23 protein-coding genes are annotated in these 25,590 nt (G+C 66.0%); 18 read left to right on the forward strand and 5 right to left on the reverse strand.

Features of this window, described 5'->3' with window-relative positions; genetic code table 11:
- The first annotated feature begins 69 nt into the window (after window positions 1-69).
- On the forward strand, window positions 70-1,149 hold the full coding sequence (locus tag KPL81_RS07860) for an NAD(P)-dependent alcohol dehydrogenase (protein WP_219791330.1): 1,080 nt from the start codon (window positions 70-72) through the stop codon (window positions 1,147-1,149).
- Window positions 1,150-1,158: 9 nt separating this feature from the next.
- Here KPL81_RS07860 and KPL81_RS07865 read toward each other — a convergent pair whose 3' ends face one another.
- Window positions 1,159-2,355, reverse strand: coding sequence for a GGDEF domain-containing protein (locus KPL81_RS07865; protein WP_219791331.1), 1,197 nt, complete (start codon window positions 2,353-2,355; stop codon window positions 1,159-1,161).
- A gap of 378 nt (window positions 2,356-2,733) precedes the next feature.
- On the opposite strand from KPL81_RS07865, the gene KPL81_RS07870 reads away from it, so the two are divergent.
- The 4 genes from KPL81_RS07870 (at window position 2,734) to KPL81_RS07885 (ending at window position 6,796) form a co-directional block, all read left to right on the forward strand.
- Entirely contained in the window at window positions 2,734-3,849 is a 1,116-nt protein-coding gene (locus tag KPL81_RS07870; protein WP_219791332.1) for an extracellular solute-binding protein, read from the forward strand.
- A gap of 94 nt (window positions 3,850-3,943) precedes the next feature.
- On the forward strand, window positions 3,944-5,113 hold the full coding sequence (locus KPL81_RS07875; RefSeq protein WP_219791333.1) for an ABC transporter ATP-binding protein: 1,170 nt from the start codon (window positions 3,944-3,946) through the stop codon (window positions 5,111-5,113).
- Window positions 5,106-5,993, forward strand: a complete 888-nt coding sequence (locus KPL81_RS07880) for an ABC transporter permease (RefSeq protein WP_209476946.1) — start codon at window positions 5,106-5,108, stop codon at window positions 5,991-5,993. The genes KPL81_RS07875 and KPL81_RS07880 overlap by 8 nt, the downstream gene beginning before the upstream one ends.
- Window positions 5,990-6,796, forward strand: a complete 807-nt coding sequence (locus KPL81_RS07885; RefSeq protein WP_209476948.1) for an ABC transporter permease — start codon at window positions 5,990-5,992, stop codon at window positions 6,794-6,796. Before KPL81_RS07880 ends, KPL81_RS07885 begins: the two co-directional genes overlap by 4 nt.
- Here the strand turns inward: KPL81_RS07885 and KPL81_RS07890 are convergent.
- The 3 genes from KPL81_RS07890 to KPL81_RS07900 are packed head-to-tail and all read right to left on the reverse strand — an operon-like array spanning window position 6,793 to window position 9,202.
- Window positions 6,793-8,157 carry a sensor histidine kinase gene (locus KPL81_RS07890; RefSeq protein WP_219791334.1) on the reverse strand — a complete coding sequence of 455 codons (1,365 nt, stop codon included), beginning with the start codon at window positions 8,155-8,157 and terminating at the stop codon, window positions 6,793-6,795. The genes KPL81_RS07885 and KPL81_RS07890 overlap by 4 nt on opposite strands.
- The gene (locus KPL81_RS07895) at window positions 8,154-8,825 is read right to left on the reverse strand and encodes a response regulator transcription factor (RefSeq protein ID WP_219791335.1); all 672 of its coding nucleotides are present in this window, start codon (window positions 8,823-8,825) and stop codon (window positions 8,154-8,156) included. Before KPL81_RS07895 ends, KPL81_RS07890 begins: the two co-directional genes overlap by 4 nt.
- Window positions 8,822-9,202, reverse strand: a complete 381-nt coding sequence (locus KPL81_RS07900) for a PepSY domain-containing protein (protein WP_209476953.1) — start codon at window positions 9,200-9,202, stop codon at window positions 8,822-8,824. Before KPL81_RS07900 ends, KPL81_RS07895 begins: the two co-directional genes overlap by 4 nt.
- A gap of 138 nt (window positions 9,203-9,340) precedes the next feature.
- Between KPL81_RS07900 and KPL81_RS07905 the strand changes: the two genes are divergently transcribed.
- Window positions 9,341-9,814: a PepSY domain-containing protein gene (locus tag KPL81_RS07905; protein WP_219791336.1), complete on the forward strand. Its 474-nt coding sequence runs from the start codon at window positions 9,341-9,343 to the stop codon at window positions 9,812-9,814.
- A 101-nt stretch (window positions 9,815-9,915) separates the two neighbouring features.
- Here the strand turns inward: KPL81_RS07905 and KPL81_RS07910 are convergent, their stop codons facing one another.
- Window positions 9,916-10,821: a LysR family transcriptional regulator gene (locus tag KPL81_RS07910; RefSeq protein WP_219791337.1), complete on the reverse strand. Its 906-nt coding sequence runs from the start codon at window positions 10,819-10,821 to the stop codon at window positions 9,916-9,918.
- A gap of 173 nt (window positions 10,822-10,994) precedes the next feature.
- Between KPL81_RS07910 and KPL81_RS07915 the strand changes: the two genes are divergently transcribed.
- The 12 genes from KPL81_RS07915 to KPL81_RS07970 all read left to right on the forward strand — a co-directional run bounded on the left by KPL81_RS07915 (window position 10,995) and on the right by KPL81_RS07970 (window position 25,513).
- A complete protein-coding gene (locus KPL81_RS07915; RefSeq protein ID WP_219791338.1) occupies window positions 10,995-12,506 on the forward strand; it encodes a CoA-acylating methylmalonate-semialdehyde dehydrogenase in 1,512 nt (503 codons plus the stop codon).
- A gap of 179 nt (window positions 12,507-12,685) precedes the next feature.
- Window positions 12,686-14,338 (forward strand): GMC family oxidoreductase, encoded by a 1,653-nt coding sequence (locus KPL81_RS07920; protein ID WP_219791339.1) that lies wholly within the window; start codon window positions 12,686-12,688, stop codon window positions 14,336-14,338.
- 217 nt (window positions 14,339-14,555) lie between these two features.
- The gene (locus tag KPL81_RS07925; RefSeq protein WP_010629501.1) at window positions 14,556-14,762 is read left to right on the forward strand and encodes a cold-shock protein; all 207 of its coding nucleotides are present in this window, start codon (window positions 14,556-14,558) and stop codon (window positions 14,760-14,762) included.
- A gap of 212 nt (window positions 14,763-14,974) precedes the next feature.
- Window positions 14,975-16,744, forward strand: coding sequence for an SLC13 family permease (locus KPL81_RS07930; RefSeq protein ID WP_209476962.1), 1,770 nt, complete (start codon window positions 14,975-14,977; stop codon window positions 16,742-16,744).
- A gap of 79 nt (window positions 16,745-16,823) precedes the next feature.
- Window positions 16,824-17,489, forward strand: a complete 666-nt coding sequence (locus KPL81_RS07935; protein ID WP_219791340.1) for an alpha/beta hydrolase — start codon at window positions 16,824-16,826, stop codon at window positions 17,487-17,489.
- A 24-nt stretch (window positions 17,490-17,513) separates the two neighbouring features.
- A complete protein-coding gene (locus tag KPL81_RS07940) occupies window positions 17,514-18,428 on the forward strand; it encodes a prenyltransferase (protein WP_219791341.1) in 915 nt (304 codons plus the stop codon).
- Window positions 18,429-18,519: 91 nt separating this feature from the next.
- Complete coding sequence (gene trpB, locus KPL81_RS07945; RefSeq protein WP_219791342.1) at window positions 18,520-19,722, forward strand: tryptophan synthase subunit beta; 1,203 nt, start codon at window positions 18,520-18,522, stop codon at window positions 19,720-19,722.
- Window positions 19,723-19,826: 104 nt separating this feature from the next.
- Complete coding sequence (locus KPL81_RS07950; RefSeq protein ID WP_209478533.1) at window positions 19,827-20,054, forward strand: hypothetical protein; 228 nt, start codon at window positions 19,827-19,829, stop codon at window positions 20,052-20,054.
- Between the two features lie 14 nt (window positions 20,055-20,068).
- The gene (locus tag KPL81_RS07955; RefSeq protein ID WP_219791343.1) at window positions 20,069-20,734 is read left to right on the forward strand and encodes a hypothetical protein; all 666 of its coding nucleotides are present in this window, start codon (window positions 20,069-20,071) and stop codon (window positions 20,732-20,734) included.
- Window positions 20,731-22,221 (forward strand): complex I subunit 5 family protein, encoded by a 1,491-nt coding sequence (locus KPL81_RS07960; RefSeq protein WP_219791344.1) that lies wholly within the window; start codon window positions 20,731-20,733, stop codon window positions 22,219-22,221. The genes KPL81_RS07955 and KPL81_RS07960 overlap by 4 nt, the downstream gene beginning before the upstream one ends.
- On the forward strand, window positions 22,218-23,723 hold the full coding sequence (locus KPL81_RS07965) for a proton-conducting transporter transmembrane domain-containing protein (protein WP_219791345.1): 1,506 nt from the start codon (window positions 22,218-22,220) through the stop codon (window positions 23,721-23,723). Before KPL81_RS07960 ends, KPL81_RS07965 begins: the two co-directional genes overlap by 4 nt.
- Window positions 23,720-25,513: a complex I subunit 5 family protein gene (locus KPL81_RS07970; RefSeq protein ID WP_219791346.1), complete on the forward strand. Its 1,794-nt coding sequence runs from the start codon at window positions 23,720-23,722 to the stop codon at window positions 25,511-25,513. The genes KPL81_RS07965 and KPL81_RS07970 overlap by 4 nt, the downstream gene beginning before the upstream one ends.
- Window positions 25,514-25,590: the final 77 nt, after the last annotated feature.

Raw genomic sequence — 25,590 nt, forward strand, 5'->3', positions numbered from 1 at the left:
TGCCGGCCGGCTTTGGTCGAACCTGATGCGTGATGCCGCTCGGCGGCTTCACGACCATGAGGAGACACCATGCCAGCCATGATGAAAGCGGCAATCTTCATCGAGCCGGGGCGCATCGAGATCGACGACAAGCCGATTCCCGAGATCGGCCCCAATGACGCCCTGGTTCGCGTCACCACCACCACCATCTGCGGCACCGACGTGCACATCCTCAAGGGCGAGTACCCGGTCGAGAAGGGGCTCACCATTGGCCACGAGCCGGTCGGGGTGATCGAGAAGCTGGGTGCCAACGTACAAGGGTATCGGGAAGGGCAGCGGGTGATCGCCGGCGCCATCTGCCCCAGCTTTACCTCCTACGCCTGCCAGGACGGCTGCTGCGCCCAGGACGGCGGCCATCACGCCCACGGCTACAAGCCGATGGGTGGCTGGCGCTTCGGCAATACCATCGACGGTGCCCAGGCCGAATATCTGTTGGTGCCCGACGCCCAGGCCAACCTGGCGCCGGTGCCCGACGGTCTGACCGACGAGCAGGTACTGATGTGCCCCGACATCATGTCGACCGGCTTCGCCGGCGCCGAATCGGCGGGCATCCGGATCGGCGACAGCGTGGCGGTATTCGCCCAGGGACCGATTGGCCTATGCGCCACGGCCGGGGCCAGGTTGCGCGGCGCCGGCGTGATCATCGCCGTTGACGGCGTCGACGAGCGCCTGGCCATGGCCCGGCAGATGGGTGCTGACGTCACCCTCGACTTCCGCAAGGTCGACGTGGTCGAGGAGATCCTGCGTCTGACCGGCGGGCGCGGCGTGGACGCCTCCATCGAGGCGCTGGGGCTGCAGTCCACCTTCGAGTCGGCGCTGCGGGTGATCAAGCCGGGCGGCACCCTGTCGAGCCTGGGCGTCTATTCCGAAGATCTGACGATCCCGCTCGGGGCGTTCTGCGCCGGGTTGGGCGACCACAAGATCGTCACCTCACTGTGCCCCGGCGGCAAGGAGCGCATGCGCCGGCTGATGCAGGTGATCGAAACCGGGCGACTGGACCTCGGCCCCCTGGTCACTCATCGCTATGCGTTGGAGAACATCGTCGACGCGTACGACCTCTTCTCGCACCAGCGCGATGGAGTACTCAAGGTGGCGATCCAGGCCGGCTGAGGCGCTAGGTTAGGCCGTGTCGGGGCGGAACCCCGCCCCGCTCTGGCAGGCTTCGTATTTCGCCAGGCAGTAGCCGTTCTTCTCCGCGGATTTCACCCGATACATGGCCATGTCGGCACGGTGGACGATGTCGTCGACGCTCATGCCCGGGTAGGGGAACAGGCACACGCCGATGCTGGCCCTGAGGGTAAAGGGCTCCGGTACGTCGGCCAACGGCAGGCTGAGGTTTTCCAGCAGCTTGGACGCCAGTCGATGTATGTCTTGCTCGGCATCCAGGTCACGGGCCAGAACGAAGAACTCATCCCCGCCGATTCGCGCCACCGTGTCGGTCTTGCGCACGCTGGCCGACAGGCGGCGGGCGACCTGCTCGAGCAGCTTGTCTCCGGTTCGGTGGCCGAGACGGTCGTTGATCTGCTTGAACCCGTCGAGGTCGATGAACAGCCCACCCTGCAGCTTGCGGTGGCGCTGGCTGGCGACCAGGGCCTGCTCGATGCGGTCGTACAGCAGCTCGCGATTGGGGAGTCCTGTCAAGGGGTCGTGCAGCGAACGCTCGCGATGGAAACGTCGTTCCTCCTCGAGTTCCTTCTCACGCAGGTACAGCTGCCGCCCCTGGCGCTCTGTCAGATAGCCCGTGGCACCGCCGATCAAGTTGGCCGAGACGATGAAGACGTTGTGGCTGAAGAGGATATGCGCGGGATAGTCGAGCAGCACGCCGAAGACCAGGTTGTAACTCGCCAGCAGCAGGGCATCGATGCCCAGGGCATAGGGGAAGCGAACCCCGATGAAGTTGTAGGTGTAGAAGGTCAACATCACCATGGCGGGGTAGTAGTAAGGCGTGTTCTCGAGCGGCACCTGGGACTGGATTGCGATCAGGCCGAACCCGGCCGCCACGCAGACGGCCAGCAGCCACCACTGCGCCAGGCGCTGAAAGGCCGGGGTGAAACTGACCACCAGCAGCAAGCTCGGCACCATCAGGGCGGTAAGGCGTGACTGCCAGACGCTCCATCTGGCTTCCGGCGGGACGTACCAGATGTCGAGCAGTCCGCACAGCAGGTAGACGAGCATGCCGACCAGCATCGCTGCGCGCCCCTGGATCAGGGTGCGCGGGAAGGTCTCCTGCCGGTAGGCATGTTCCCGTTGCGGGTCGCAGAAGCGCAGACTGAAACGCCTCAGCGGGGGGCTCGCGCCCTGCGTAATGGCCGACATGGGGCGTTGTCCCTCAGCGTGTCAGGTCGACGGGGCCGTGCGCTCGCCGCGTTTGGCCAGGGGGCGCACTTTTTTCGTTGATTTTCGGAAGGCTACCAGCAGGCGTAGGTTACGACCAGCCGCTGGGGTGGGTCATGCTCGCTGCGGCGCATAGAGCCAAGCACCGTCATTCACGCCGGCGCCCTCGGCCGGCGTCACAGAGGAAATGCAGCGTTGAATCGGCCTACGGAGTTTTTCCTGGCGGCTGCTACTCTTTGTTACATGAGAGTTGAACGGTCATTCAATGTTCATCTCTACGTCATGGAGTCGCGCGATAAGGGTCGGGGGCCAAGCCACTGACCCCTGTCACCCTGTGCAAGACCCACATGGAGAACCGTCATGTCGTTTACACGTCGCCGTTTCCTCAAAGGCACCCTGGCAGCCGGCGCCGCCGCTACCGTGCCGTCGTTCTACATCAACAAGGTGTTGGCTCAGGAACAGACCCTGCGCATCTACGCCTGGGCGGGCTACTTCACCGACGAGATGCTGGCCGACTTCACCGAGAAGACCGGCATTCGCGCGACCTTCACGCCCTACGGCACCAACGACGAGCTGATGAACTCGCTGCGAGCTACCGACGGCACCGGCTTCGACGTGATCATGCCCACCGTGGATCGGGTGCCCGGCTACCTGGACTATGACCTGGTGCAGCCGCTGGATGAGTCACGCATCAACTGGTCCGGTGCGCTCGACAGCGCCATCGAGGGCTCCGAGGTCGGCGGCGTGGTCGACGGCAAGCGCTACTTCGCGCCCAGCGACTGGGGCACCGAGGCGATCACCTGGCATCGCCGCGATGCCAAGATCGATCGTGCCAACCTCAGCTATGCCGACCTGTGGAACCCCGAGCACGGCCAGGGGGTGACCGTACGCGGCCACTCGGCGCTGGTGGGCATCGGTCTGTGGCTCGAGCGCGAGGGCCGGCTGCCGCATCCGCTGCTCGACTCCTACAAGAGCGAAGAGGCGATGCGCGCCAACTTCGATGTCATTCTCGAAGAGGCGATCAAGCACAAGCACATGCTGGTGCAGTTCTGGGATACCGAGAACGATGCCCAGGCGGCCTTCCGCACCAACGGCGCCATCATCGGCCAGACCTGGGACTCCACCGCCTTCCGCCTGCAGCAGGAGGGCGAGGACATCGCCTACGGCGCGCCCAAGGAAGGTGCGCTGGCGTGGATGGAAGGCTTCGTGATTCCCAAGAATGCCCAGAATCCGGACGCCGTCTACGAGCTGATCAACTGGTACTACACGCCCGAGGCGGGTGCCCTGTTCGTCAAGGCGACCGGCTACAACTCCACCTCCAAGGGAGCCACCGAACTGCTGCCCGAAGAGACGCGCCAGTTCTTCACCGACTCCTACACCGAGCAGGACCTGGCCAACCTATGGTGGTGGCCGATCCAGGAGCCGTGGTACGTGGCGCTGCGCAATGAGTACCAGGATCGCTACTTAAGTGCCTAGGTGATGCTTTCACCTTCCGAAGCGGCTTCGATGTCAGGTCGAAGCTGCTCTCCTGCACTGATGAAACAAGTACGTAATTAAAGGCAAAGACTAGATGGACGGTAGCGTCAGACTGGACGAGGTGGTGATGCGCTTCGGCGATTTCACCGCCATCGAAAAGACCTCGCTTGCGATTGGCTCGGGCGAGTTCTTCAGCTTCCTCGGCCCCTCGGGCTGCGGCAAGACCACCTTGCTCAACATCGTCAGCGGTTTCCTCACGCCAAGCGAGGGGCAGGTATTCATTGGCGACGAGCCCATGGCCGGCGTGCCGGTGAACCGTCGCCCCACGGCGATGATCTTCCAGAATCTGGCGCTGTTCCCGCTGATGACCGTGTACGAGAACATCGAGTTCGGCCTCGAGGTGCGCGGGGTCGACAAGCGCAAGCGGCGTGAGGTATCCGAGCGGTTGCTGGCGCTGGTGGCGCTGGAGGGCAGCGGGCCGAAGAGGGTGACCGAGCTTTCTGGCGGGCAGAAGCAGCGCGTGGCTATCGCCCGGGCGCTGGCGGTGGAGCCGCGGGTGTTGCTGCTCGACGAGCCGCTGTCGGCGCTGGACCTCAAGCTGCGCCAGCACATGCGCACCGAACTCAAGGCGATCCAGCGCAAGACCGGCATCACCTTCATCTACATCACTCACGACCAGGGCGAGGCATTGAACATGTCCGACCGGGTGGCGGTGATGTCGGCCGGTCGCATCCAGCAGGTCGCCGATCCCATGACACTCTACCGCGAGCCGGCCACCGGCTTCGTCGCTTCCTTCGTCGGCGAGAACAACCGCCTCCAGGCGCGCGTGACCGATAGTGAAGGGGAGCGGGTGCGTCTCGACGCTGGCGCGCTGGGCGAGCTGGCCGGACGGGCGGGCCGTGAGACGCGTCTGACCAACGGCCAAGCCGCGGCGCTATTTCTGCGTCCCGAGCACCTGCGCCCGGTGGCGGCGGATGCCGCGGGGCCGAGGCTCGAGGCGGAAATCGAGGCGGTGCACTTCGAGGGCGCCTGGATGATGCTCGAGACGCGGTTGGTGGCCTCGGGTGAAAAGCTGCGCGTGCAGCTGGGCCACGAGGTGTCGCGTGGCCATGCCGGGGCGTTTGCCATCGGCCAGCGCATGACCTTCGGTTTCGATCCGGCCGACGCCGTTGTGCTGCCCGACGACGGCAGCCCGATGGTGGACGAGGAGACCGGCGAGGTGGTGGACGGCGACAGGACGAAGGCCGGAGGGACGCATGTTTAGGCAACTGCAGGCCCGCTTCGGTGGGCCGCTGGCGATGGCCATCGTCACCCTGCTGGGGATCTGGCTGATCGTGATGGTGACGCTGCCGCAGCTGCAGATGATCGAGTACTCGCTCAAGCCCAATCTGCTGCCGGCCCAGATCGGCGGGCCCGACGATCGGTTCACCCTGGCCAACTATGCCACGCTGTTCGACAACGACATCCACCGCACCATCTTCTTCAAGACGATCTGGTCGAGCGTGCTGGTCACACTGCTGACGCTGGCGGTGAGCTATCCACTGGCCTGGTACCTGGCCAAGGTCGCCACCCCGCGGCAGGCAGCGCTGTGCATTCTGCTGCTGATCGTGCCGTTCTGGATCAACGAGATCCTGCGCACCTACTCATGGTTCATCATCCTGGCGTTTCGCGGCCCGCTCAACGAAGTGTTGATGATGCTGGGGCTGATCGAGCGGCCGATACGCTTCCTCAGCGGCAACGGCGGGGTGATGGTCGGCATGGTCTACGCCTACATCCTGTTCATGGTGTTTCCGGTCTACAACGCCATCGAGAGCCTCGACGACAATCAGGTGCGCGCGGCGCGCGACCTGGGGGCGGGCACCGTGCGCACTCATCGGCGCATCGTCATTCCCCACGCCAAGCCGGGGATCGCCACCGGCTGCATCATGACCTTCATGCTGGCGGCCGGCAGCTACGCCGTGCCGGCACTGCTCGGCTCGCCGGGCAGCCGTTGGTTCACCCAGATTATCTACAACTGGTTCTTCGAGGGCGGCAACTGGAACCAGGGCGCGGCCTACGCCTTCCTGCTGCTGGTTTTGTGCATCGGCTTCATGTCGCTGGTCATGAAAGTGTTCAAAGTGGGCTTGGGGGACATTGGGAGATGAGTTCGCAACGCTTCCTGGCCTTCGGCCTGCGCTTCTACGTGGTGATCTTCTTCGCCTACCTGTTTCTGCCGCTGATCATCATGGCGGCGGCCACCTTCAACGACAGCCGCTTCCCCACCGTGACGCCTTGGGACGGTACCACCCTGCGCTGGTTCGGCGAGCTCGCCGCCGACCGCGGCATGTGGCAGGCGCTCGGCAACAGCCTGATCGTGGCCGCCGGCGTGCTGGTCGTCGCCGTGCCCATCGGCATCGCCACGGCGCTGTTCCTCAACACCGTGACGAGCCGCGCCAAGCCGTTTCTCTATGCCCTGATCCTCTCGCCGCTGCTGACTCCCGGCGTGATCATCGGCATCTCCACGCTGATCTTCTGGCGCCAGTTTGGTGTCAGCGGCGGCATCTTCCTCACCGTGCTGGGTCAGGCCACCTTCATCGCCGCCTACGTGATGCTGATGGTCACCGCACGCCTGCAGCGCTTCGACCGCACCATGGAGCGCGCGGCGCTGGATCTCGGCGCCAGCCAGTGGCAGATGTTCCGGCGCATCCTGCTGCCTTACCTCAAGCCGGCGCTCTACTCGGCGGCGGTGATCGCCTTCCTGCAATCCTTCGAGAACTACAACACCACGCTGTTCGTGGTCGGCTACGACACCACGCTGACGGTCTACATCGCCTCCAAGGTGCGCACCGGCCTCACCCCGGCGGTCAATGCCCTGGGGCTGACCCTGATCCTGATCACGGTGCTGTTCGCCGTCGTCTACGAGCTCAAGCGGCGCAGAGAGGCGGCGCAGTTGGTGAAGGGCGTCTAGTCCATCCTGGCCGGCATCCCGGCGAGCGGTTGGGCCGGCAGCCATACCCGGGCGGAAAGGCCGCCGAGGGGAGAGGTGTCCAGCACCAGCCGGCCGCCGTGCAGTGCCGCCAGATCGGCGACGATGGCCAGCCCAAGCCCGCTGCCGGAGCGCTGCTCGTCCAGTCGGGCGCCGCGACCCATGGCAGCCTGGCGCTGGGCCGCGTCCATGCCGGGGCCATCGTCCTCTACGCTGAGCCAGAGTCCATTGTCAGCTTCGTAGCCATTGAAGCGAACCCGGCGGCTGGCCCAGCGCAGGGCGTTGTCCAGCAGGTTGCCGACCAGCTCCTGCAGGTCCTGGGGCGCCATCCTGACCCGGAGGCCTTCCTCTACCCGGTGCTCGAGAGTAGCGCCGCGGCGCCCGGCAAGGCGTCCCAGCCCTTCGAGGATCGGGGCCAGGGTCTCGGCGACGGCTATCCTGGGAGCCAGGCCGGCATCGCCTGCTGCGGTGGCACGGGCCAGGTGGTGGCGTACGGCGCTGTCGATGCGGGCGAGTTCGTCGCGAACGCGGCTGCGACGTGGCTCCTCGATGCCATCGGCCAGGGTGGTCAGTACGCTCACCGGAGTCTTCAGCGCATGTGCCAAATTGCCTGCAGCATGACGTGCATGCGCCATCAGGCGCCGGTCGCGCTCCAGAACGGCGTTCATGGCCCCGGCCAGGCGAGCCAGTTCGGCGGGCAGGCGGGTGTCGAGGCGTTCAGCGTCACCGTTCTCGACCTGCGACAGGTCGCCCTGCATGCGCCGCAGCGGCGCCAGGCCCCAGCGCACCTGCAGTGCCAACATCGTCAATACCAGCAGCCCAAGGCCGGCAAGCGACAGCGCCACCAGCCGGGCGAAGCGATCCAGTTCGAGATCGAGCGTCTTTCGCGGTGCGGCCACGCTGACGTGCAGTGGCGTTTCGAGCGGTGCCAGCTGAATATCGCGTTCGATGACCCGCAGCGGCATGTCGCGTGGGCCCACTTGGTCGTGGTGGAGTACGTCCAGGGTGCTGCGCACGGGCAGGCGCTGATCCCATAGCGAGCGTGAGGTCAGTACCCGTTCGCCGCCGTCGCTGACCTGCCAGTACCAGCCGGAGAACACCTGCTCGAAGCGCGGGTCGCCGAGGTCGCGCTCTTGTACTAGCCGCTGCTGCACGTCATCCCAGGCGATCCCGGCGATCACCACGTTGAGCAATGCCTCCAGCTGGCGATCGAAGGCGCCGGTGGCGGTGGTGCGAAAATGCTGGGCGAGGCCGAGACCGGCCAGCGGCAGGGTAATCGCCAGGACCAGCAGGGTGGCCAGTATCAGCCGGCTGGCCAGCGACAAGCGGCGTAGGCGGCTCATGACGCCTCGGCGTCGCCGTTGAGCCGGTAACCCTGTCCGCGACGGGTCTCGATGCGCTCCGCTCCCAGCTTGCGGCGCAGGCGGCTGATCTGCACGTCGATGACGTTGGAGTCGGGTTCGTGGTCACGATCGTAGACGTGCTCGACGAGTTCGCTACGGCTGACCACCCGCGGGGCGGCGTGGGCCAGGTAGGCGAGCAAACGGGACTCCTGGGCGGTCAGACTCACCGGTCGACCCGCCAGGGTGACGCTGCCGGTATGCGTATCGAAGGCCAGCTCGCCGATGCGTAGCACCGGATGGGCGTGGCCGTGGCTGCGGCGTACCAGGGCGCGCAGGCGAAACAGCACTTCGGCGGTCTCGAACGGCTTGGTCACGTAGTCGTCGGCACCGGCGGAGAAACCGGCGGCTTTGTCCGCCCAGCGGGTGCGTGCGGTCAGCACCAGCACCGGCAATTCAATGGCCTCCTCCCGCCACTGGGCAAGCCAGCGGCTGCCGTCGCCGTCGGGCAGTCCCAGGTCGAGGATCACGGCATCGTAGGCTTCGGTATGGACCAGGAAGTCGGCCTCGCTGCCGCTGCCGACCCGCTCGACCAGCACCCCGGCCTCATGCAGCGCCTCCGCCAGTGCTGCGGCCAGCGCTTCGTCGTCCTCCACCAGCAGCACCTTCATTGCGCCTCCTCGTTGCGCCGCATGCCGTCGATATTGACGCCTTCCATGCCGATCAGCTCGCCGCTCTCGGCGTCGAACTCGAACTCCACCACCTGGCCCTGGGGGCCGAGCATCTCGATTTCGTAGACCGGCCGGCCATCGTCGCGCTCCAGTTCCACTTCGAGCACATGCCCCTCGTAGCGGGCTTCCAGCCAGTCGAGGATCTCCGGCAGCGCGACCAGGCGTCCGCTGCGTACGGCTTCGTGGAGGTCGCGCCAGTGCTCATCGGCCAGGCCATGGCCGGCGATCAGGCCGAGGAGTGCCGACAGCAGCAGAGCTCGCAGCGCTCGACGAGCGAAGGCGAGGGAGGAGCTGGATCGCAGGAGGTGTGTCTTCATGTCGCCAAGGATGCCGCGCCCGACATGAACACAGCATGAACGCCACCGTCAGCTCCGGGCAAGGTGGCCGGTGATAAAACCTGATCTGTGTCCAGAAACAGGACGCCTAGAACGTGACCATGAATGGAGATGAGACCCATGAAACGCAACATGATCCTGATCGGTTCCCTGGCCACCCTGATGCTCGCCGGCACCACGGTGCAGGCTGACGATGGTCGCCTGGCGGCGGACCGCCTCGACGAGGCGCTGAAGCAGGGTACGACCTTCGGCTTCCAGCACTTCCAGGAGATCGAGGCCAAGGAGCGCGACACCATCGAGATCGAGGGCTGGCTCGATGAGACATGGCAGGCCGACGTGCGCCTGTCGCTGGAAAATGGCGAATCTCTCGAAGAGCAGCGCAATCGCCGTGACGGTGGCGCCTGGGGCATGAACGAGGAGGACGTGCGCCTGGCCATGCAGGCGGCGGTGGCCGAGGGCCTGGTCGAGTTCGAGGAGATCCAGGTCGACCGCGACGGCCGTGTCGAGATCGAGGGCATTGACGCCGACGGTCGCGAGATCGAGGTGCGAACCCAGCAGGGCGAGAGCGGCTTGGTGGAAGTGGAGCGCGACTGACCGCATTCGCCAGGGCTGCCCGCAGCGGCGCTCAGGCTAGCTCAGATGCAACAGCTGTAACGGGCAGGGCCCGGCGCGGAATTCGCGGCGGGCCCTGGTGCTCAGGGCTGGTTGCCCCACACCTCTTCCAGCACTTCCAGCGCCGTGGCGATGGCAGGCTCTTCGCTACGCTCGCGCTGCCACACGAAGCACAGCGCGCAGGGCAGGCGCACGCCTTCGACGACGACCAGCCCTCGCTCCTGGCGCTCGGCCATGGCCAGGGCGTCGCGGGCCAGGCTGAGGCCCACGCCGGCGCGCACCAGATCGAGCATGCACGCCTCCTGATCCACCTGTGCCACACCCGTTGGCGTGACGCCGAGCGGGTCGAGCATGCCGTGCAGCAGCCGGTAATGGGCCGATAGCGCTGGCGTGACGATCCACGGCAGGGCGGCCAGGCTCGTCCAGTCGTTATCTGCCACGCGGCTGCCCCAGCCGGGTGGCGCCACCACGTGGTAATCGAAGTGGGTCAACTCGCGATGGGCGATCTCCGGTGTCTCCGCCCCGGGGCCCTCGCCGGGTGGCGCGAGGAAGAAACCCACGTCGAGTTCGTCGCGGCGTATCCACTCCAGCACGCTGCCGCTCATGCCGTGCTGCAGCTCGGTCTCGAGCTGCGGGGCACGCTCCACCAGGCGGTGCAGGAAGGCGCCCAGGCGAATGAACTCGGGGTCGACGATGGTGCCGATGCGCAGCCGGCCGCGAAGGGTGCTGTGCAGGGCGCGGGCACTCTGCTCGAAGGCGGCCATGGCGGCCAGCGCCCGCTCAGCCGGGGGCAGCAAGGCGTGACCGTCGGCGGTCAGCGCCAGACCCTGGGGGCGGCGGCGAAACAGCGTCAGTCCCAGCGCTTCCTGCAGGTGCTTGAGCTTTAGGCTCACCGCCGGCTGGGTCAGATGCAGACGCTCGGCGGCGCGGGAGACGCTGCCCTCGCGAGCCACGGTGACGAAGGCGCGCAGGGCGGGGAGATCATGCATGGTGGTGTCCTGCCTGGATATAAAAATACCTTATATCTTGCTTTTGGATTTCTCAATTGATCGTGACGCTAGGCGCGGTAGGCTAGATGGTCACAGCTTTATGCCTGCTCGCTGAGAGCGACGGATGACGCGGCACTCAACCGAACGCTGCCAACGACAAGAGAGGGTAACTCATGACTCAGAACACGATCGCGCATTATATCAATGGGCAAATGACGGCCGGCGAATCGGGCCGTTCCCAGGAGGTCTTCAACCCGGCCACCGGGCAGGTGTCGGGGCATGTGGCGCTCGCTTCCCGCGGCGACGTGGCGACCGCCGTTGCCGCGGCCAAGGCTGCCTTCCCGGCCTGGGCCGATACCCCGCCGATCCGCCGCGCGCGGGTGCTGTTCAAGTTCCTCGAGCTGCTCAACGCCCACAAGGACGAGCTGGCCCGCGCCATCACCTTGGAGCACGGCAAGGTCTTCACCGACGCCCAGGGCGAAGTGGCCCGCGGCATCGACATCGTCGAGTTCGCCTGCGGCATCCCGCAACTGCTCAAGGGCGACTACACCGAGCAGGTGAGCGGCGGCATCGACAACTGGACCGTGCGCCAGCCGCTGGGCGTGGTGGCCGGCATCACCCCGTTCAACTTCCCGGCCATGGTGCCGATGTGGATGTTCCCGGTGGCCATTGCCGCCGGCAACACCTTCATCCTCAAGCCGAGCCCCACCGACCCCAGCGCCTCGCTGCTGATCGCCGACCTGCTCAAGCAGGCCGGTCTGCCCGACGGCGTGTTCAACGTGGTGCAGGGCGACAAGGAGTCGGTCGACGCGCTGATCGAGCACCCCGACGTACAGGCGCTCTCCTTCGTCGGCTCCACGCCCATCGCCAATCGCATCTACGAGAACGGCGCGCGACACGGCAAGCGAGTTCAAGCCCTGGGCGGCGCCAAGAACCATATGGTGGTGATGCCCGATGCCGACCTCGACAAGGCCGTCGATGCCCTGATCGGCGCCGCCTACGGCAGCGCCGGCGAGCGCTGCATGGCGATCAGCGTGGCGGTGCTAGTCGGTGACGTCGCCGACAAGATCGTGCCACGCCTGGCCGAGCGCGCCCGCGCACTGAAGGTCAAGAACGGCCTCGAGCTGGATGCCGAGATGGGCCCCATCGTCACCGCCCAGGCCCACCAGCGCATCACCGGCTACATCGAGAAGGGCGTAGCCGAGGGCGCCGAACTGGTGGTCGACGGGCGCGAATTCGATGCTGCCACCACCGGCGACGGCTGCAACGAAGGCTTCTGGATGGGCGGCTCGCTGTTCGATCACGTCACTCCGGAGATGACCATCTACAAGGAAGAGATCTTCGGCCCGGTGCTGGCCTGCGTGCGGGTGCCCGACGTGGTCACCGCCATCCAGCTGATCAACGACCACGAGTTCGGTAACGGCGTGAGCTGCTTCACCGAGAGCGGCAGCGTGGCCCGCGAGTTCGGCCGCCGCATCCAGGTCGGCATGGTCGGCATCAACGTGCCGATCCCGGTGCCCATGGCCTGGCACGGCTTCGGCGGCTGGAAGCGCTCGCTGTTTGGCGACACCCACGCCTACGGCGAAGAGGGTGTGCGCTTCTACACCAAGCAGAAGTCGATCATGCAGCGCTGGTCGGACTCGATAAACGCGGGCGCCGAGTTCGCCATGCCCACCCATAAATAATCCTTACCAGTACATTTGCAGGATTCGAAAGACGTCAGTGAGAGGCGCCGAGGGGAGACCGAAGAGGAGGTCATTTGCCATGGACGGCAAATGTAGCGCCCAGGGATGGGTTCACAGCGCCTCCTCGCAGGTCTTCCCCTCGGATCAGCCTCGAACGGGGCATGTCGAGGGAGCACGCCATGGCAGAGCAGGAATTCGACTACATCGTGGTGGGCGCTGGTACCGCCGGTTGCCTGCTGGCCAACCGTCTCAGCGCCGACCCGGCCAACCGGGTGCTGCTGATCGAGGCGGGCGGCCGCGACAACTATCACTGGGTGCACATCCCGGTGGGCTATCTCTACTGTATCAACAACCCGCGCACCGACTGGTGCTTCAAGACCGAGCCCGACAAGGGCCTCAACGGCCGCTCGCTGATCTACCCCCGCGGCAAGACCCTGGGCGGCTGCTCGAGCATCAACGGCATGCTCTACCTGCGCGGCCAGGCCCGCGACTACGATGGCTGGGCCGAGCTGGTGGGCGACGACGACTGGCGCTGGGAGAATTGCCTGCCGGACTTCATCAAGCACGAAGACCACTACCGACTTGACGAGGGCGGCGACGGCGATGCAGCCCACCGTGACTATCACGGCCACGGCGGTGAGTGGCGCATCGAGAAGCAGCGCCTCAAGTGGGAAGTGCTCGACGACTTCGCCGAGGCGGCGGTGCAATCCGGCATCCCGCGTACCCGTGACTTCAACCGCGGCGACAACGAGGGCGTCGACTACTTCGAGGTCAACCAGCGCGACGGCTGGCGCTGGAACGCCGCCAAGGCCTTCCTGCGTCCGGTGTGCGAGAAACGCAGCAACTACACCCTGTGGCACTCCGCTCAGGTCCATCGCCTGCTGTTCGACACCGCTGAGGGCGGCAAGCCCCGCGCCAACGGGGTCGAGCTCGAACGCGACGGCGTGATTCAGCGGGTGAGGGCGAAGCGCGAGGTGATCCTGGCCGCCGGTGCCATCGGCTCGCCGCAGCTGCTGCAGCTTTCCGGCATCGGCCCCACGGCGCTATTGGCCGAGCATGGCATTCCGCTGGTTCACGAGCTGCCCGGCGTCGGCGAGAACCTGCAGGATCACCTGCAGATCCGTTCGGTCTACAAGGTGACCGGCGCCAAGACCCTCAACACCCTGGCCGCCTCGTGGCTGGGCAAGGCGAAGATCGGCATGGAGTACCTGCTGCGTCGCACCGGGCCGATGAGCATGGCCCCCTCGCAGCTGTGCATCTTCACCCGCAGCAGCGACGAGTACGAACACCCCAACATCGAGTACCACGTGCAGCCGCTCAGCCTCGAGGCCTTCGGCCAGCCGTTGCACGATTACCCGGCGATCACCGCCAGCGTATGCAACCTGAACCCCACCAGCCGGGGCAGCGTGCGCATCAAGAGCCGCGATCCGCACCAGGCCCCGGCCATTGCCCCCAACTACCTCAGCACCGAGGAGGATCGTCGCGTGGCGGCGGACTCGCTGCGGGTCACCCGGCGTATCGCCGAGCAGCCGGCCTTCGCCAAGTATCGCCCCGAGGAGGTCAAGCCCGGCGTGCAGTACCAAAGCGACGAGGATCTCGCACGGCTGGCCGGTGACATCGGTACCACCATCTTCCACCCGGTGGGTACGGCGAAGATGGGCAAGAGTGACGATCCCATGGCTGTCGTGGACAGTCACCTGCGCGTGCACGGCGTCGAGGGGCTGCGGGTCGTGGATGCCAGCATCATGCCCACCATCACCAGCGGCAACACCAATTCGCCCACGCTGATGATCGCCGAGAAGGCTGCAGGCTGGATTCTCGCGGGTAGGTAAAGAATGGGCCGGTAAAAATTACGTCATCGATGCAAAATAGTATTTGACGTGGGTGCCTGAACAAAGCAAGATGCGTGCAGTTGGTTAGCAAGTCGAACATCGCAGGTGGTCATCGAAACGCTCATGGCGTCTTGATTTCCCGGTGAAAAGTTTCTTGTTTTACCCACTGCAACTCGGGTATTTCCCGGAAAATCAATGCTATTAGAGGAATTCGATAATGGCTACCGGTACTGTCAAGTGGTTCAACGACACCAAAGGCTTCGGCTTCATCTCTCCGGACGACAACGGCGACGACCTGTTCGCGCACTTCTCCGAGATCCAGGCTGACGGCTTCAAGACCCTCCAGGACGGCCAGAAGGTTTCCTTCGACGTCACTCAGGGCAAGAAAGGCCTTCAGGCCTCTAACATTAAGGTCATCGGCTAATCGCCAACTGACGTTGATGTGACTGCGTAAGCAGCTCAGAAAAGGTCCGCTCAGGCGGGCCTTTTTCGTTGTGCTCGTGTGTGGCAGGAGAGCTTTTCTTCTCTCGCTACTTATGTTTTTTGGTTATTTTTGAATTTCTAAAAATAACTTTTTAGAATAAGCGGCGGCAGTGCACAATAGCTCGACGTTCCCATGTGCACGGACCCTTTCCCATGCCGCTGGATGCCTGGCTAGCTCTCGTCATCGTCCTCGCCGTCTTTCCTCTGATGGCGTTCTCACGCCTCGGCCCCGATATCGTGCTGCTGGGCGCGGTCATTCTGCTGCTGACCCTCGGTGTCATCGAGCCGGCCCAGGCGCTGGGCGGCTTCTCAAGCACCGGCCTGTTCACCGTGGCTTTCATGTATGTGCTGGTGGCCAGCATTCGCGAGACAGGCGGCATCGACTTGATCATTCGCCACGTGCTGGGACGACCTCGCGTCGAGAGCGGCGCCTTGACTCGTCTGGTGGTTCCGGTCGCTGCCCTTAGCGCTTTCCTCAACAACACGCCGGTTGTGGCCACCTACATCCCCGCGGTGCTGAGCTGGAGCCGACGCCTGCAGCTCCCGGCGCATCGCCTGCTGATGCCGCTCTCCTTTGCCTCGATACTCGGCGGCACCATCACGCTGATCGGCACCAGCACCAACCTGGTGGTGCATGGCCTGCTGGTGGAGCGTTACCCGGCGCTTGCCATGCGGCTGTTCGATCTGGCCTGGGTAGGGTTGCCCGTGGCCGTGGTCGGAGCGCTCTACCTGGTCCTGGTTGCGCCGCGCCTGCTGCCGCAACGCCGCGGTGCGGCCTCGGCCTTCGAGAATCCTCGCGAGTACACCATCGAGATGGAGGTCGATCCGGCGGGGCCGCTGGTCGACCGCACGGTGGAAGAGGCGGGCCTGCGCCATCTGCGAGAGCTGTTCCTGGTTGAGATCGAACGCGACGGTAACGTGGTCAGCGTGGTGGGGCCGGGAGAGCGTCTCAAGGGGCATGATCGGCTGGTCTTCGCCGGTACTTCCGACGGTGCCGTGGAACTGCAGCAGATTCGTGGCCTGGTGCCATCGCACCATGGCGCATCGAGCCTGGAAAAGGAATTCAAGGAGCGGCGCCTGGTCGAGGCGGTGGTCTCGGATCAGTGCCAGTTCGTCGGCAAACGGATTCGCGACGGCCATTTCAGAACCTTGTATGGCGCCGCCGTGCTGGCGGTATGCCGAGGCGGCGAGCGGGTGGCCGGCAACCTGGGCCAGGTACGACTGCAACCTGCCGACGTGCTGCTGCTGGAGGCGCGGCCTCCCTTCATCGAGCGTCACCGCCAGTCGCGCGACTTCCTGCTGATCAGCCAGGTCAATGGCCAGGCACGGCCCAACCACGAGAAGGCATGGCTGGCCTGGAGCATCCTGGTGGGCGTCGTGGCACTCGCCACCTTCGGCGTGATGAGCATGATGAACGCCGCCATGCTGGGCGCGGTGGCAGCACTCGCCAGCGGTTGCTGCTCGGTGGGGGCGGCCAAGCGCGGGCTCGATACCCAGGTACTGCTGACGATTGCCGCCTCGTTCGGCCTGGGCGCCGCGCTGGAGAGTTCGGGAGCAGCGGCGACCCTGGCCGGTCTGGCACTGGGACTGGCAGACGGCAATCCCTGGCTGCTGCTGATCGGCAGCTATCTGCTGGTGGCGCTGTTGACCGAGCTGGTCACCAATAACGCCGCGGCGGTCATTACCTTCCCGGTGGTCATGGCCAGCGCCGAGAGCCTCGGCGTCAATCCCATGCCCTTCGTGGTGGCGGTGATGTTCGCCGCCTCGGCGAGCTTCCTCACGCCCATCGGCTACCAGACCAACCTGATGGTGCACGGTCCTGGTGGCTACCGCTTCGGCGATTTCCTGCGCGTGGGCGGGCTACTCAACATTCTGACGGCGATCGTCGCGCTGGTGCTGATTCCGCTGGTGTGGCCGTTCTGAAGAGCGCCGCTCTCGCCGTGGTCCCAGGTTTGCGGTAGGGTGTCGGCTTTGCCCAGACTGCGACGAAGGAAGCCCAGCCATGAGTCATCCCGGCGAACTGATCATCGAGCCGAAGAGCGGCCGTCCGGCCGATGCCTGTGTCTTCATCCTGCACGGCCTGGGAGCCGATGGACATGACTTCGAGCCTCTGGTGCCGGCGCTGCCGCTGAAAGCGGGGCTCGAGGTGCGCTTCATCCTGCCCCATGCACCGCGGCTGCCGGTTACCATCAACGGCGGCATGGTCATGCCGGCGTGGTACGACATCCACGAGATGAGCCTCGACCGTCGCGTCGACACGGCACAGCTGGTGGCCTCCGCCGAGCGCATCCAGGCGCTGATACAGGAGCAGATCGATCACGGCATCGACAGTCGACGCATCATCCTGGCCGGTTTTTCCCAGGGCGGGGCGGTGGCCTACCAGGCAGCGCTCTCCTTCAATGCACCGCTGGGCGGCCTGCTGGCCATGTCGACCTACTTCGCCACTGCCGAGACGATCGCACTGGCCGAGGCCAACCGTGAGCTGCCGGTCGAGATTCACCACGGTACCTTCGATCCGGTAGTGCCCGAGTCGCTCGGCAAGGCGGCCTACCAGCGCTTGCAGGGGCTGGGCTACGCGGTGCACTACCAGAGCTATCCCATGGCGCATGCGGTCTGTCCGCAGCAGGTGGGCGACATTGCTACCTGGCTCAACGAACGGCTGGGTTGAAGCTGCTTGGACACGTCTGTCGGAATGCCGGCTGCGCTTCGCGCCTGCCTGCGCAGCAGCCGGCCGAACTTCCTGATCTTGGCGCCGCTGTGCGCGGGCCTGGCAATGACCGCGGCCCGGGCCGACGGCCATGCATTAGCGACTCTCGATGCGCTACTGGTATTGCTCGGCGCACTGCTGGCCCATGCCGCGGTCAACCTGTTCAACGAGCATCATGACTTTCAATCCGGCCTGGATGCGCTGACCGAGCGCACGCCGTTTTCCGGCGGCAGCGGATCGCTGCCCGAGCGGCCCGAGGCCGCTCATGCCGTGTGGGTAGCGGCCTGGACCTGCCTCGCGGGGGTAACGTTGATCGGCGCCTGGTTCCTGTGGCGGGCGGGACCGGTCATGTTGCTGTATGGCCTGGTAGGCCTCGTCCTGGTGGTGGCCTACACAGGCTGGCTGACGCGCCGCCCCTGGCTCTGCCTGCTGGCGCCCGGAGCCGGCTTCGGCCTGCTGATGGTGCCGGGGGCCTATCAGGCGCTGACCGGCACGCTAACGGCCACGGCGGTGGCGGCTGCCCTGGTCCCTACGCTGCTGGTCAGCGCACTGCTGCTGATCAATCAGCTGCCCGATATCGACGCCGACAGGCGGGTTGGGCGCGACCATCTGGCGATCCGTCTGGGGCCGCGCCGGGCGGCCCGGCTGGTGGCACTGCTGCTGGCGTCGGCCTATGCCGTGGTGCCCCTGGCCTGGCTGATCGGGGTGCTACCCGCCACGGCCTGGCTGATGTGGCTGACGCTACCGGCCCTGGCCTGGCTGCTGCGCGGCCTGTGGTCATTGCCGCCAGCCGTGGAGCAGGGCGATCTGGCGCCGCTGCTGCCCATGATGGGTCTCAACGTCGTGACGCTGCTGGCGAACTTGATCCTGCTCAACGTGGGGCTGTTTCTTGCGGCCTGAAGCGGGCTTGGCACCAAGGTCTGCCTCGACAGGGGGAGTGGCGCTGGGCAAGATGTCCCGACGCTAATCTTCCTACCGTCAGGATCGATCCATGAGCACTTCGCATTTCGCCAACCTGCCCGATGCCCAGGGCTTCTTCGGCCGTTTTGGCGGCCAGTTCATTCCGCCCGAACTCAAGCGGGTCATGGACGAGATCGACGCCGCCTACGAAGAGATTCGCCAGCGTGACGACTTCCAGCAGGAGCTGGTCGAGCTGTTCGCCGACTACGTCGGCCGCCCCAGCCCGATCTTCCATGCCCGGCGTCTCTCCGAGCAGCTCGGCGGCGCCCAGATTCATCTCAAGCGCGAGGACCTGAACCACACCGGGGCGCACAAGATCAATCACTGCCTGGGCGAGGCCCTGCTGGCCAAGTTCATGGGCAAGACCAAGGTCATCGCCGAGACCGGCGCCGGTCAGCACGGCGTAGCGCTGGCCACCGCCTGTGCCCTGGTGGGGATTCCCTGCGAGATCCACATGGGCCAAGTGGATATCGAGAAGGAGCACCCCAACGTCACCAAGATGAAGATCCTCGGCTGCAAGCTGGTGGCGGTCACCCGTGGCACGGCGACGCTCAAGGATGCCGTGGACAGCGCGTTCGAGGAGTACCTCAAGGATCCACAGAACTACATCTACGCCATCGGCTCGGTGGTGGGCCCGCACCCCTTTCCCAAGATGGTGCGCGACTTCCAGTCGATCATTGGTCGCGAAGCGCGTGAGCAGTTCCTGGCGCGCCATGGGCGGTTGCCCGATCACGTCACCGCCTGCGTGGGCGGCGGCTCCAACGCCATCGGCATGTTCACCGCCTTTCTCGATGATGATGACGTGCACCTGGTAGGGGTGGAACCAGCCGGCGAAGGCCTCGACACGCCGCGCCACTCGGCGACATTGACCCTGGGCAAGCCCGGCGAGATCCACGGCATGGCGTGTTACGTTCTGGAAGACGAGCAGGGCAATCCGCTTCCGGTTCACTCGATCGCCTCGGGGCTCGACTATCCGGGTGTCGGCCCGCAGCACAGCTACCTCAAGGAGACCGGGCGGGTCGATTACGAGACCGCCACCGACGACGAGTGTCTCGACGCCTTTCTGACTCTCTCGCGGGTCGAAGGCATCATTCCGGCACTGGAGAGCGCCCACGCCGTGGCCTGGGCGATGCGCGTGGCGCCGACGATGGCCAAGGAGGAGCATATCCTCGTCAACCTCTCGGGTCGCGGCGACAAGGATGCCGATTACGTGGCAGAAAAGCTCGGACTCTGACAGGCTTAGGGCAGGGGCTATTCCCCTGGAGCCTTGGGGTTGAGTCAGGCAGGACTGATCCCAAGGTCTACCTGTAGACCATGAGTCAGCACAAGGAGACTGTGATGATGCCCGATATTTCCGAGGAGCTGCGTTTGCCGGTAGCCTGTCCGAGCTGCGGCAGCCACCTGTATCGCGTGTCGAAGGTGCACAACCCTGACGACAAGGTATTCTGCGCCTCCTGCAAGCGCTTCCTGTGCCTGTACAGCGAAGCGCAAACCATGCTGGAGCGTGGCCCGGGTGACGAACTCGAGGCGATGATCGAAGAGGTCGTCAACCGAAACCACCACTGAAAGGCGCCCGTTCGATGCCGCCTTTCGATGAGTTGCTGCTGGCCGTAGTGCTCCTGCTGCTGGCGGCGGCAACGCTTTTCGACCGCCATCTGGTCAGGGCATGCTGCTGGTTCGTGACCTTTGCCCTGGCGGTCGCCCTCTCCTGGGCCTGGCTTGGGTTGGTGTGGCTGGCGCTGCTCGAACTGGTGCTGGGGGCCGTACTGACCGGTGCCTTCCTGTTCCATGCCCTGGGGGTGATGCCTACCGCCACACAGCCCCGTGGCTTACTGACCCACTGGCACGATCCCGTTGCGCTTCCCTGGCAACGGGTCCTGATGCGGCTGTTCCCGGCCCTGGCCGTGCTGGCCATGCTCGGCCTGGCGCTGATGGAAGTCAGCAGTGGTAGCGGTTCGCTGCGCCCTGCCGGGATGGGCCTGCTCGGCCTGGGGCTGTGGGCCTTTGCCCTGCATCACCACCTTCTGCGGCGCCTGCTGTCGTTCAACGTGATCGGCACCGGCATCTTCCTGATACTCATGTCGCTGGTCGACTCCCGGGCGCTGGCTGTCGCCCATGGCCTGGTCGTCACCGGCCTGGCGGTGGCCCTGCTGGGCACGGCGCTGGGGGCGTTGCTGATCCGACGGCTGGAAGCCCTGGAGGCGTCTCACCATGTGGTGTACAGGACGAATGGGCGCCCGACATGATCGAGCGCCTGGGACTGTCACCCGCGGCAACGCCGATGGAGAACGAGGCCGCGCTTTGGCTCGTGCTCGTCCTGCCGCTGCTGCTAGGTGTGCTCGGCGCCATCGCGCGACCGTCTCGCACCTGGCCGGTTGCCGTCGCCGGGTTGCTGCCGCTGCTGGCCTTGGGCTGGCTGTCTTCGCAGGTAGCGGGCACGACGGGCAAGAGCGGAGTGGTCGAGCTTGGTGACCTGGTCCTGTACTGGCGGGTCAATGGGCTGACGCTGCTGCTGCTGTTGCTGACTTACCTGATCGGCCTCGCCAGCGCGCTGTATGCCCCGGCGTACCTGCGCGATGACGTTCAGGCGCTGACGTGGGGACAGGCGTGGTTCTGGCCGCTGCTGGGCTTGCTGATCTCGAGCCTGGCGCTGATCTGGCTGGCTGCCGACCTGTTGTCGCTCTACATCGGCCTCGAACTGATGGGGCTGACGGCAGTGGGGCTGATGCTGCTGCCGGGCAAGGTCGAGGCGCTGGTGGCCGGGCTACGCTACCTGCTGCTGGCGTTGGTGGGCTCGCTGGCCTTCCTGCTGGGGATCTCGCTGATGTTGGGTGCCTGGGGACGGCTGGATCTGGCGGGTCTGGCCGAGGTGGCCGAGCCCGGGGTGTTGTTGTGGGTCGCCGTGGGGCTGCTCACCGGTGGGCTGATGCTCAAGGCCGCGGCCTTCCCGTTACACGTCTGGCTGGTGCCGGTGCACGCCTGGGCCTGGATTCCGGTCAGCGCCATTCATGCCGGCCTGGTGATCAAGGCTTCCTTCTTCATTGCCCTGCAGCTGTGGCTGCTGCTGGTACCGGAGGCGACCGTCGCGGCTTGGATGATCGGTGGCCTGGCCGGCGCCGCGGTGGTGTGGGGCGGGGTGAAGGCCTGGCGCTCGGCCAAGCTCAAGGAAGTGGTGGCGTGGTCCACCGTCTCTCAGTTGGGCTACCTGCTGCTGGCCTTTCCACTCCTGATCGGAACGGACGCGGCCGTGGCCGATCTGGCCTGGCAAGGGACCTGGCTGCAGTTGGCCGCTCATGGCTTGGCCAAGGCGGCCATGTTCCTGGCGGCGGGCAATCTGATCCTCGCGACCGGTGCCGCTAGGGTGGAGGGGCTGGCCGGCGCCAGCCGACGTTTCCCGCTCTCCCTGCTCAGCTTCGGCATGGCCGCCATCAGCGTGGTCGGGCTACCGCCCAGCATGGGGTTCACCGCCAAGTGGCTGCTGTTGCATGCTGCCCTGTCGGGAGGCCACTGGGCTTGGATGATGGTGCTCGCCGTCGGTACGCTGCTCAGCGCCGCCTACGTGTTTCGCCTCTTTCATTACTCCTTCATCGAGGATGCCCCTGAGGCCGAGTTTCGCCGGGTGCCCTGGCCCATGGAGACCGTCGCGTTGCTGTTGGCACTGGCGGCGCTGCTATTGGGGCTGGCGGCCGAGTGGCCACTGACGCTGCTGCGCGGTGCGGGAGACGAGCCATGAGCCAGGGCTGGCTGCCGGTCCTGACGCTGGCCACCTCGCTGTTGGTGGCCCCGCTGATCTTCGCCCTGCCGGAGCGAGCCTGGCGGGCGCGGGCGGTGGTCAACCTCTCGGCCGCCGTGCTCAAGATCCTGCTAGTTGCGCTGTTGGTGCTGGGCTTCTATCAAGGGCGCGACTTCGTCTTCGGCTTCACGGTGGTGGAAGGCGCCAGCTTCCTGCTCCAGGTCGATGCGCTGGGGCTGATGTTCGCCGGTCTCTCGTCGCTGCTGTGGCTGGCCACCACGATTTACGCCATCGGTTACCTGGAGGACTCGCCCAACCGCAAGCGCTTCTTTGGCTTCTTCAGCCTCTGTGTAGCGAGTACCGCCGGCATCGCCCTGGCCGGCAATCTGTTCACTTTTCTATTGTTCTATGAACTGTTGACGCTTTCGACCTATCCGCTGGTGGTGCACCGGGGGCATGCCAAGGCGCTGGCGGCAGGCAAGGTCTACCTGCGCTATACCGTGACCGGCGGGCTGGTACTGCTGCTCGGCGTGGTGGCGCTGTACGCTCTGGTAGGCGACGTGGCCTTCGGTCAGCGTGAGAGGCTCGCCGACCTGGGGCCCGACGCGTATCCCCTGTTGACCGTGCTGTTCCTGGTCCTGCTTGTCGGCCTCGGGGTCAAGGCGGCGCTGGTGCCGTTGCATGGCTGGCTGCCCCGCGCGATGGTGGCCCCCGCGCCGGTCAGTGCGCTGCTGCATGCAGTGGCGGTGGTCAAGGCCGGGGCGTTCGGTATCGTGCGGCTGGTGTACGACGTCTACGGCATTTCGCTGGTGCACGAGCTGGGCCTGCTGACGCTGCTCGCTGCGATCGCCAGCGTCACCATCCTCTTCGGCTCGATACGCGCCCTGTCGCAGCAGGAGCTCAAGCCGCGGCTGGCCTATTCGACCATCAGCCAGGTCTCCTATATCGTGCTCGGCATCAGCCTGTTCGGGCCCTTCGGCACGATTGCCGGCCTCGTGCACCTGATGCACCAGGGGTTGATGAAGGTCACCCTGTTCTACTGCGCCGGCAACTATGCCGAGGAGCTCGGCATCCATCGGATCGATGAGCTCGATGGCGCCGGACGCCGAATGCCCCTCACCAGTCTGGCCTTCACCGTGGGGGCACTGGGCATGATCGGCCTGCCGCCGGTCGCCGGCTTCATCAGCAAATGGTATCTGGGCATTGGTGCGGTGCAGGCCGACATGTCGTGGGCGATTGCCGTACTGGCCGCCAGCAGTCTGCTCAACGCCGCCTACTTCCTGCCGATCGTGCATCGGCTGTGGTTCCGCCAGGGCCCGGCACACGGCCGTGGCCGCTGGCCGGAGGAGCGCCATCTCGGACGCTTCGAGACCAGCACCTGGCTATTGCTGCCGACTGCCGCGACGGCGCTGTTCAGCATTCTGGTCGGGCTGCTGGCAGGGGTGCCCTTCAGCCCGCTGGATCTGGCGACGTTCATGGCGACAGTGGAGTATTTGCCATGAACCTGCTGCTTCCCGTGGTGCTGCTCTGGCCGCTGCTGGTGATGCTGTACGGCGGGCTGCGGCTGGCTCTGGTGAAGCAGGAGGGGCGCAACTCCCGGTCGCGCCTGGAGCTGCTCGGCGTCGGGTGGTGGTCGGCACCGCTGCCGGCCCTGCTTCTGGCACTGTGGCCCGGCGAGCTGAGCGTGTCGATGCCGGGCTGGATGCTTGGCGGCCTTTGGCAGCTCGATGAGGCGCGCAGGCCCTGGCTGCTGTTCGGTGCTTTGCTATGGCTGCTGGCCGGCTGGTATGCACGTGGCTATCTGGCCGATGAGCGACGCCAGGCGGGGGAGGGCGATGCGAATGCCCTTGGCCGTCTGATGGGCTTCACGCTGCTGTGGCCGCTGACGTTGGCAGGCAATCTACTACTGATCCTGGCCGAGGATATCCCCAGCTTCTATCTGGGTTTCGTGACCATGACCCTGGCCGCCTACGGCCTGGTGATACACCGCCGCGACCGCGAGGCCAAGCTCGGCGGGCTGGCCTACATCGTCCTGGCACTGATCGGCGAGGGGATGATCCTGGCGGGCCTGCTGTGGTCGGCAGGCAGTGCGGAGGCGCTGACCCTGACCGAGTTGCGGGTGGCCATCGGCGATGCCGAACGGGGTGTGTGGATGGCCACCCTGCTGTGGCTGGGGTTCGGCGTCAAGGCGGGGGTGATCGGTCTGCACGTCTGGCTACCGTTGGCGCACCCGGTGGCGCCTACGCCGGCCAGCGCCGTGCTCAGCGGGGTAATGGTCAAGGGCGGCGTGCTGGGCTGGCTCAGCACGCTGCCGCTGGGGAGCGGCGAGGCGGGGCTGGCGCGGCTAGGTGAGGTCATCATCGTGGCAGGGCTGGTCGGGGCCTTCGGGGCCGCTCTGCTGGGCGTGATCCAGCGCCATCCCAAGGCGGTGCTGGCCTACTCCAGCGTCAGCCAACTGGGCATGCTGGCCAGTCTGGTGGGCGTGGGGCTGGCGGCGCCCGACGCGTGGCCGGCACTGCTGGCGCCGGTGACTCTGTTCGCCGGCCACCATGGCATGACCAAGGGCGCCTTGTTCTTCGGCGTGGGAATCAGCGAGCATCCGCCGCGGTTGCCGGCGTGGCTGATCGTGACGCTGTTGGCGCTGCCGGCGCTGTCGCTGGGAGGCGCCTTGACGTCGGGACTGATCGCCAAGGGATTCATCAAGGAAGCGCTCAAGGAGAGCGAGTATTCGAGCCTGGTGAGCTGGCTCAGCGTGGCGGCGGTGGGCAGCACCCTGCTGGTGGCCCGTGCGTTGTGGCGACAATGGCGGCGACGGGGCGAGCCCGGCACCCCGCTGCGCTCACCGATGTGCCTGGCCTGGTTGTTCGCCGTGCTGGCCGCTGCTGCGGTGCCGCTCTGGTTGCCCTTGGGCGAAAGCGTGCACTGGCCGACGCTGTCGGACCTCCCGGGGTTGCTGTGGCCGGCGGCGCTCGGGTTGGGACTGTCGGGCCTGGCACTGCTGGCGGCAAAGCTGGGGGAGGGCGAGTGGAAGCTGAGTTCGCATCTCCCGCCGGGCGACCTGTGGTGGGGGTATGCGGCGCTGGCGCGCAGGATGCGCTCAGGCTTGGTCACGGCAGGGGGCATGCTGGAGTCCCGCGGTCTGCAGCTGCGCGCCCGCCTGGTGGCGCGAGAACATCGTGCTATCGCTCGGCTGGATGGGCTTGCCCGCTACGAGCGACGCTTCTCCCGCCTCGCCGTGCCGTTGATGATCGGGTTGGCATTGCTGTTGCTGCTGGGGTTCTGGCTGGGCTAGGCATGCCGACGCATCGCTTGCGTTCGTGCTTCGGTCGGGCAGGACCCAGGCCCGGCGGTTGCCGGACCTGGCGCTCG

Source organism: Billgrantia antri, from assembly GCF_019430905.1.
GTDB lineage: Bacteria > Pseudomonadota > Gammaproteobacteria > Pseudomonadales > Halomonadaceae > Halomonas > Halomonas antri.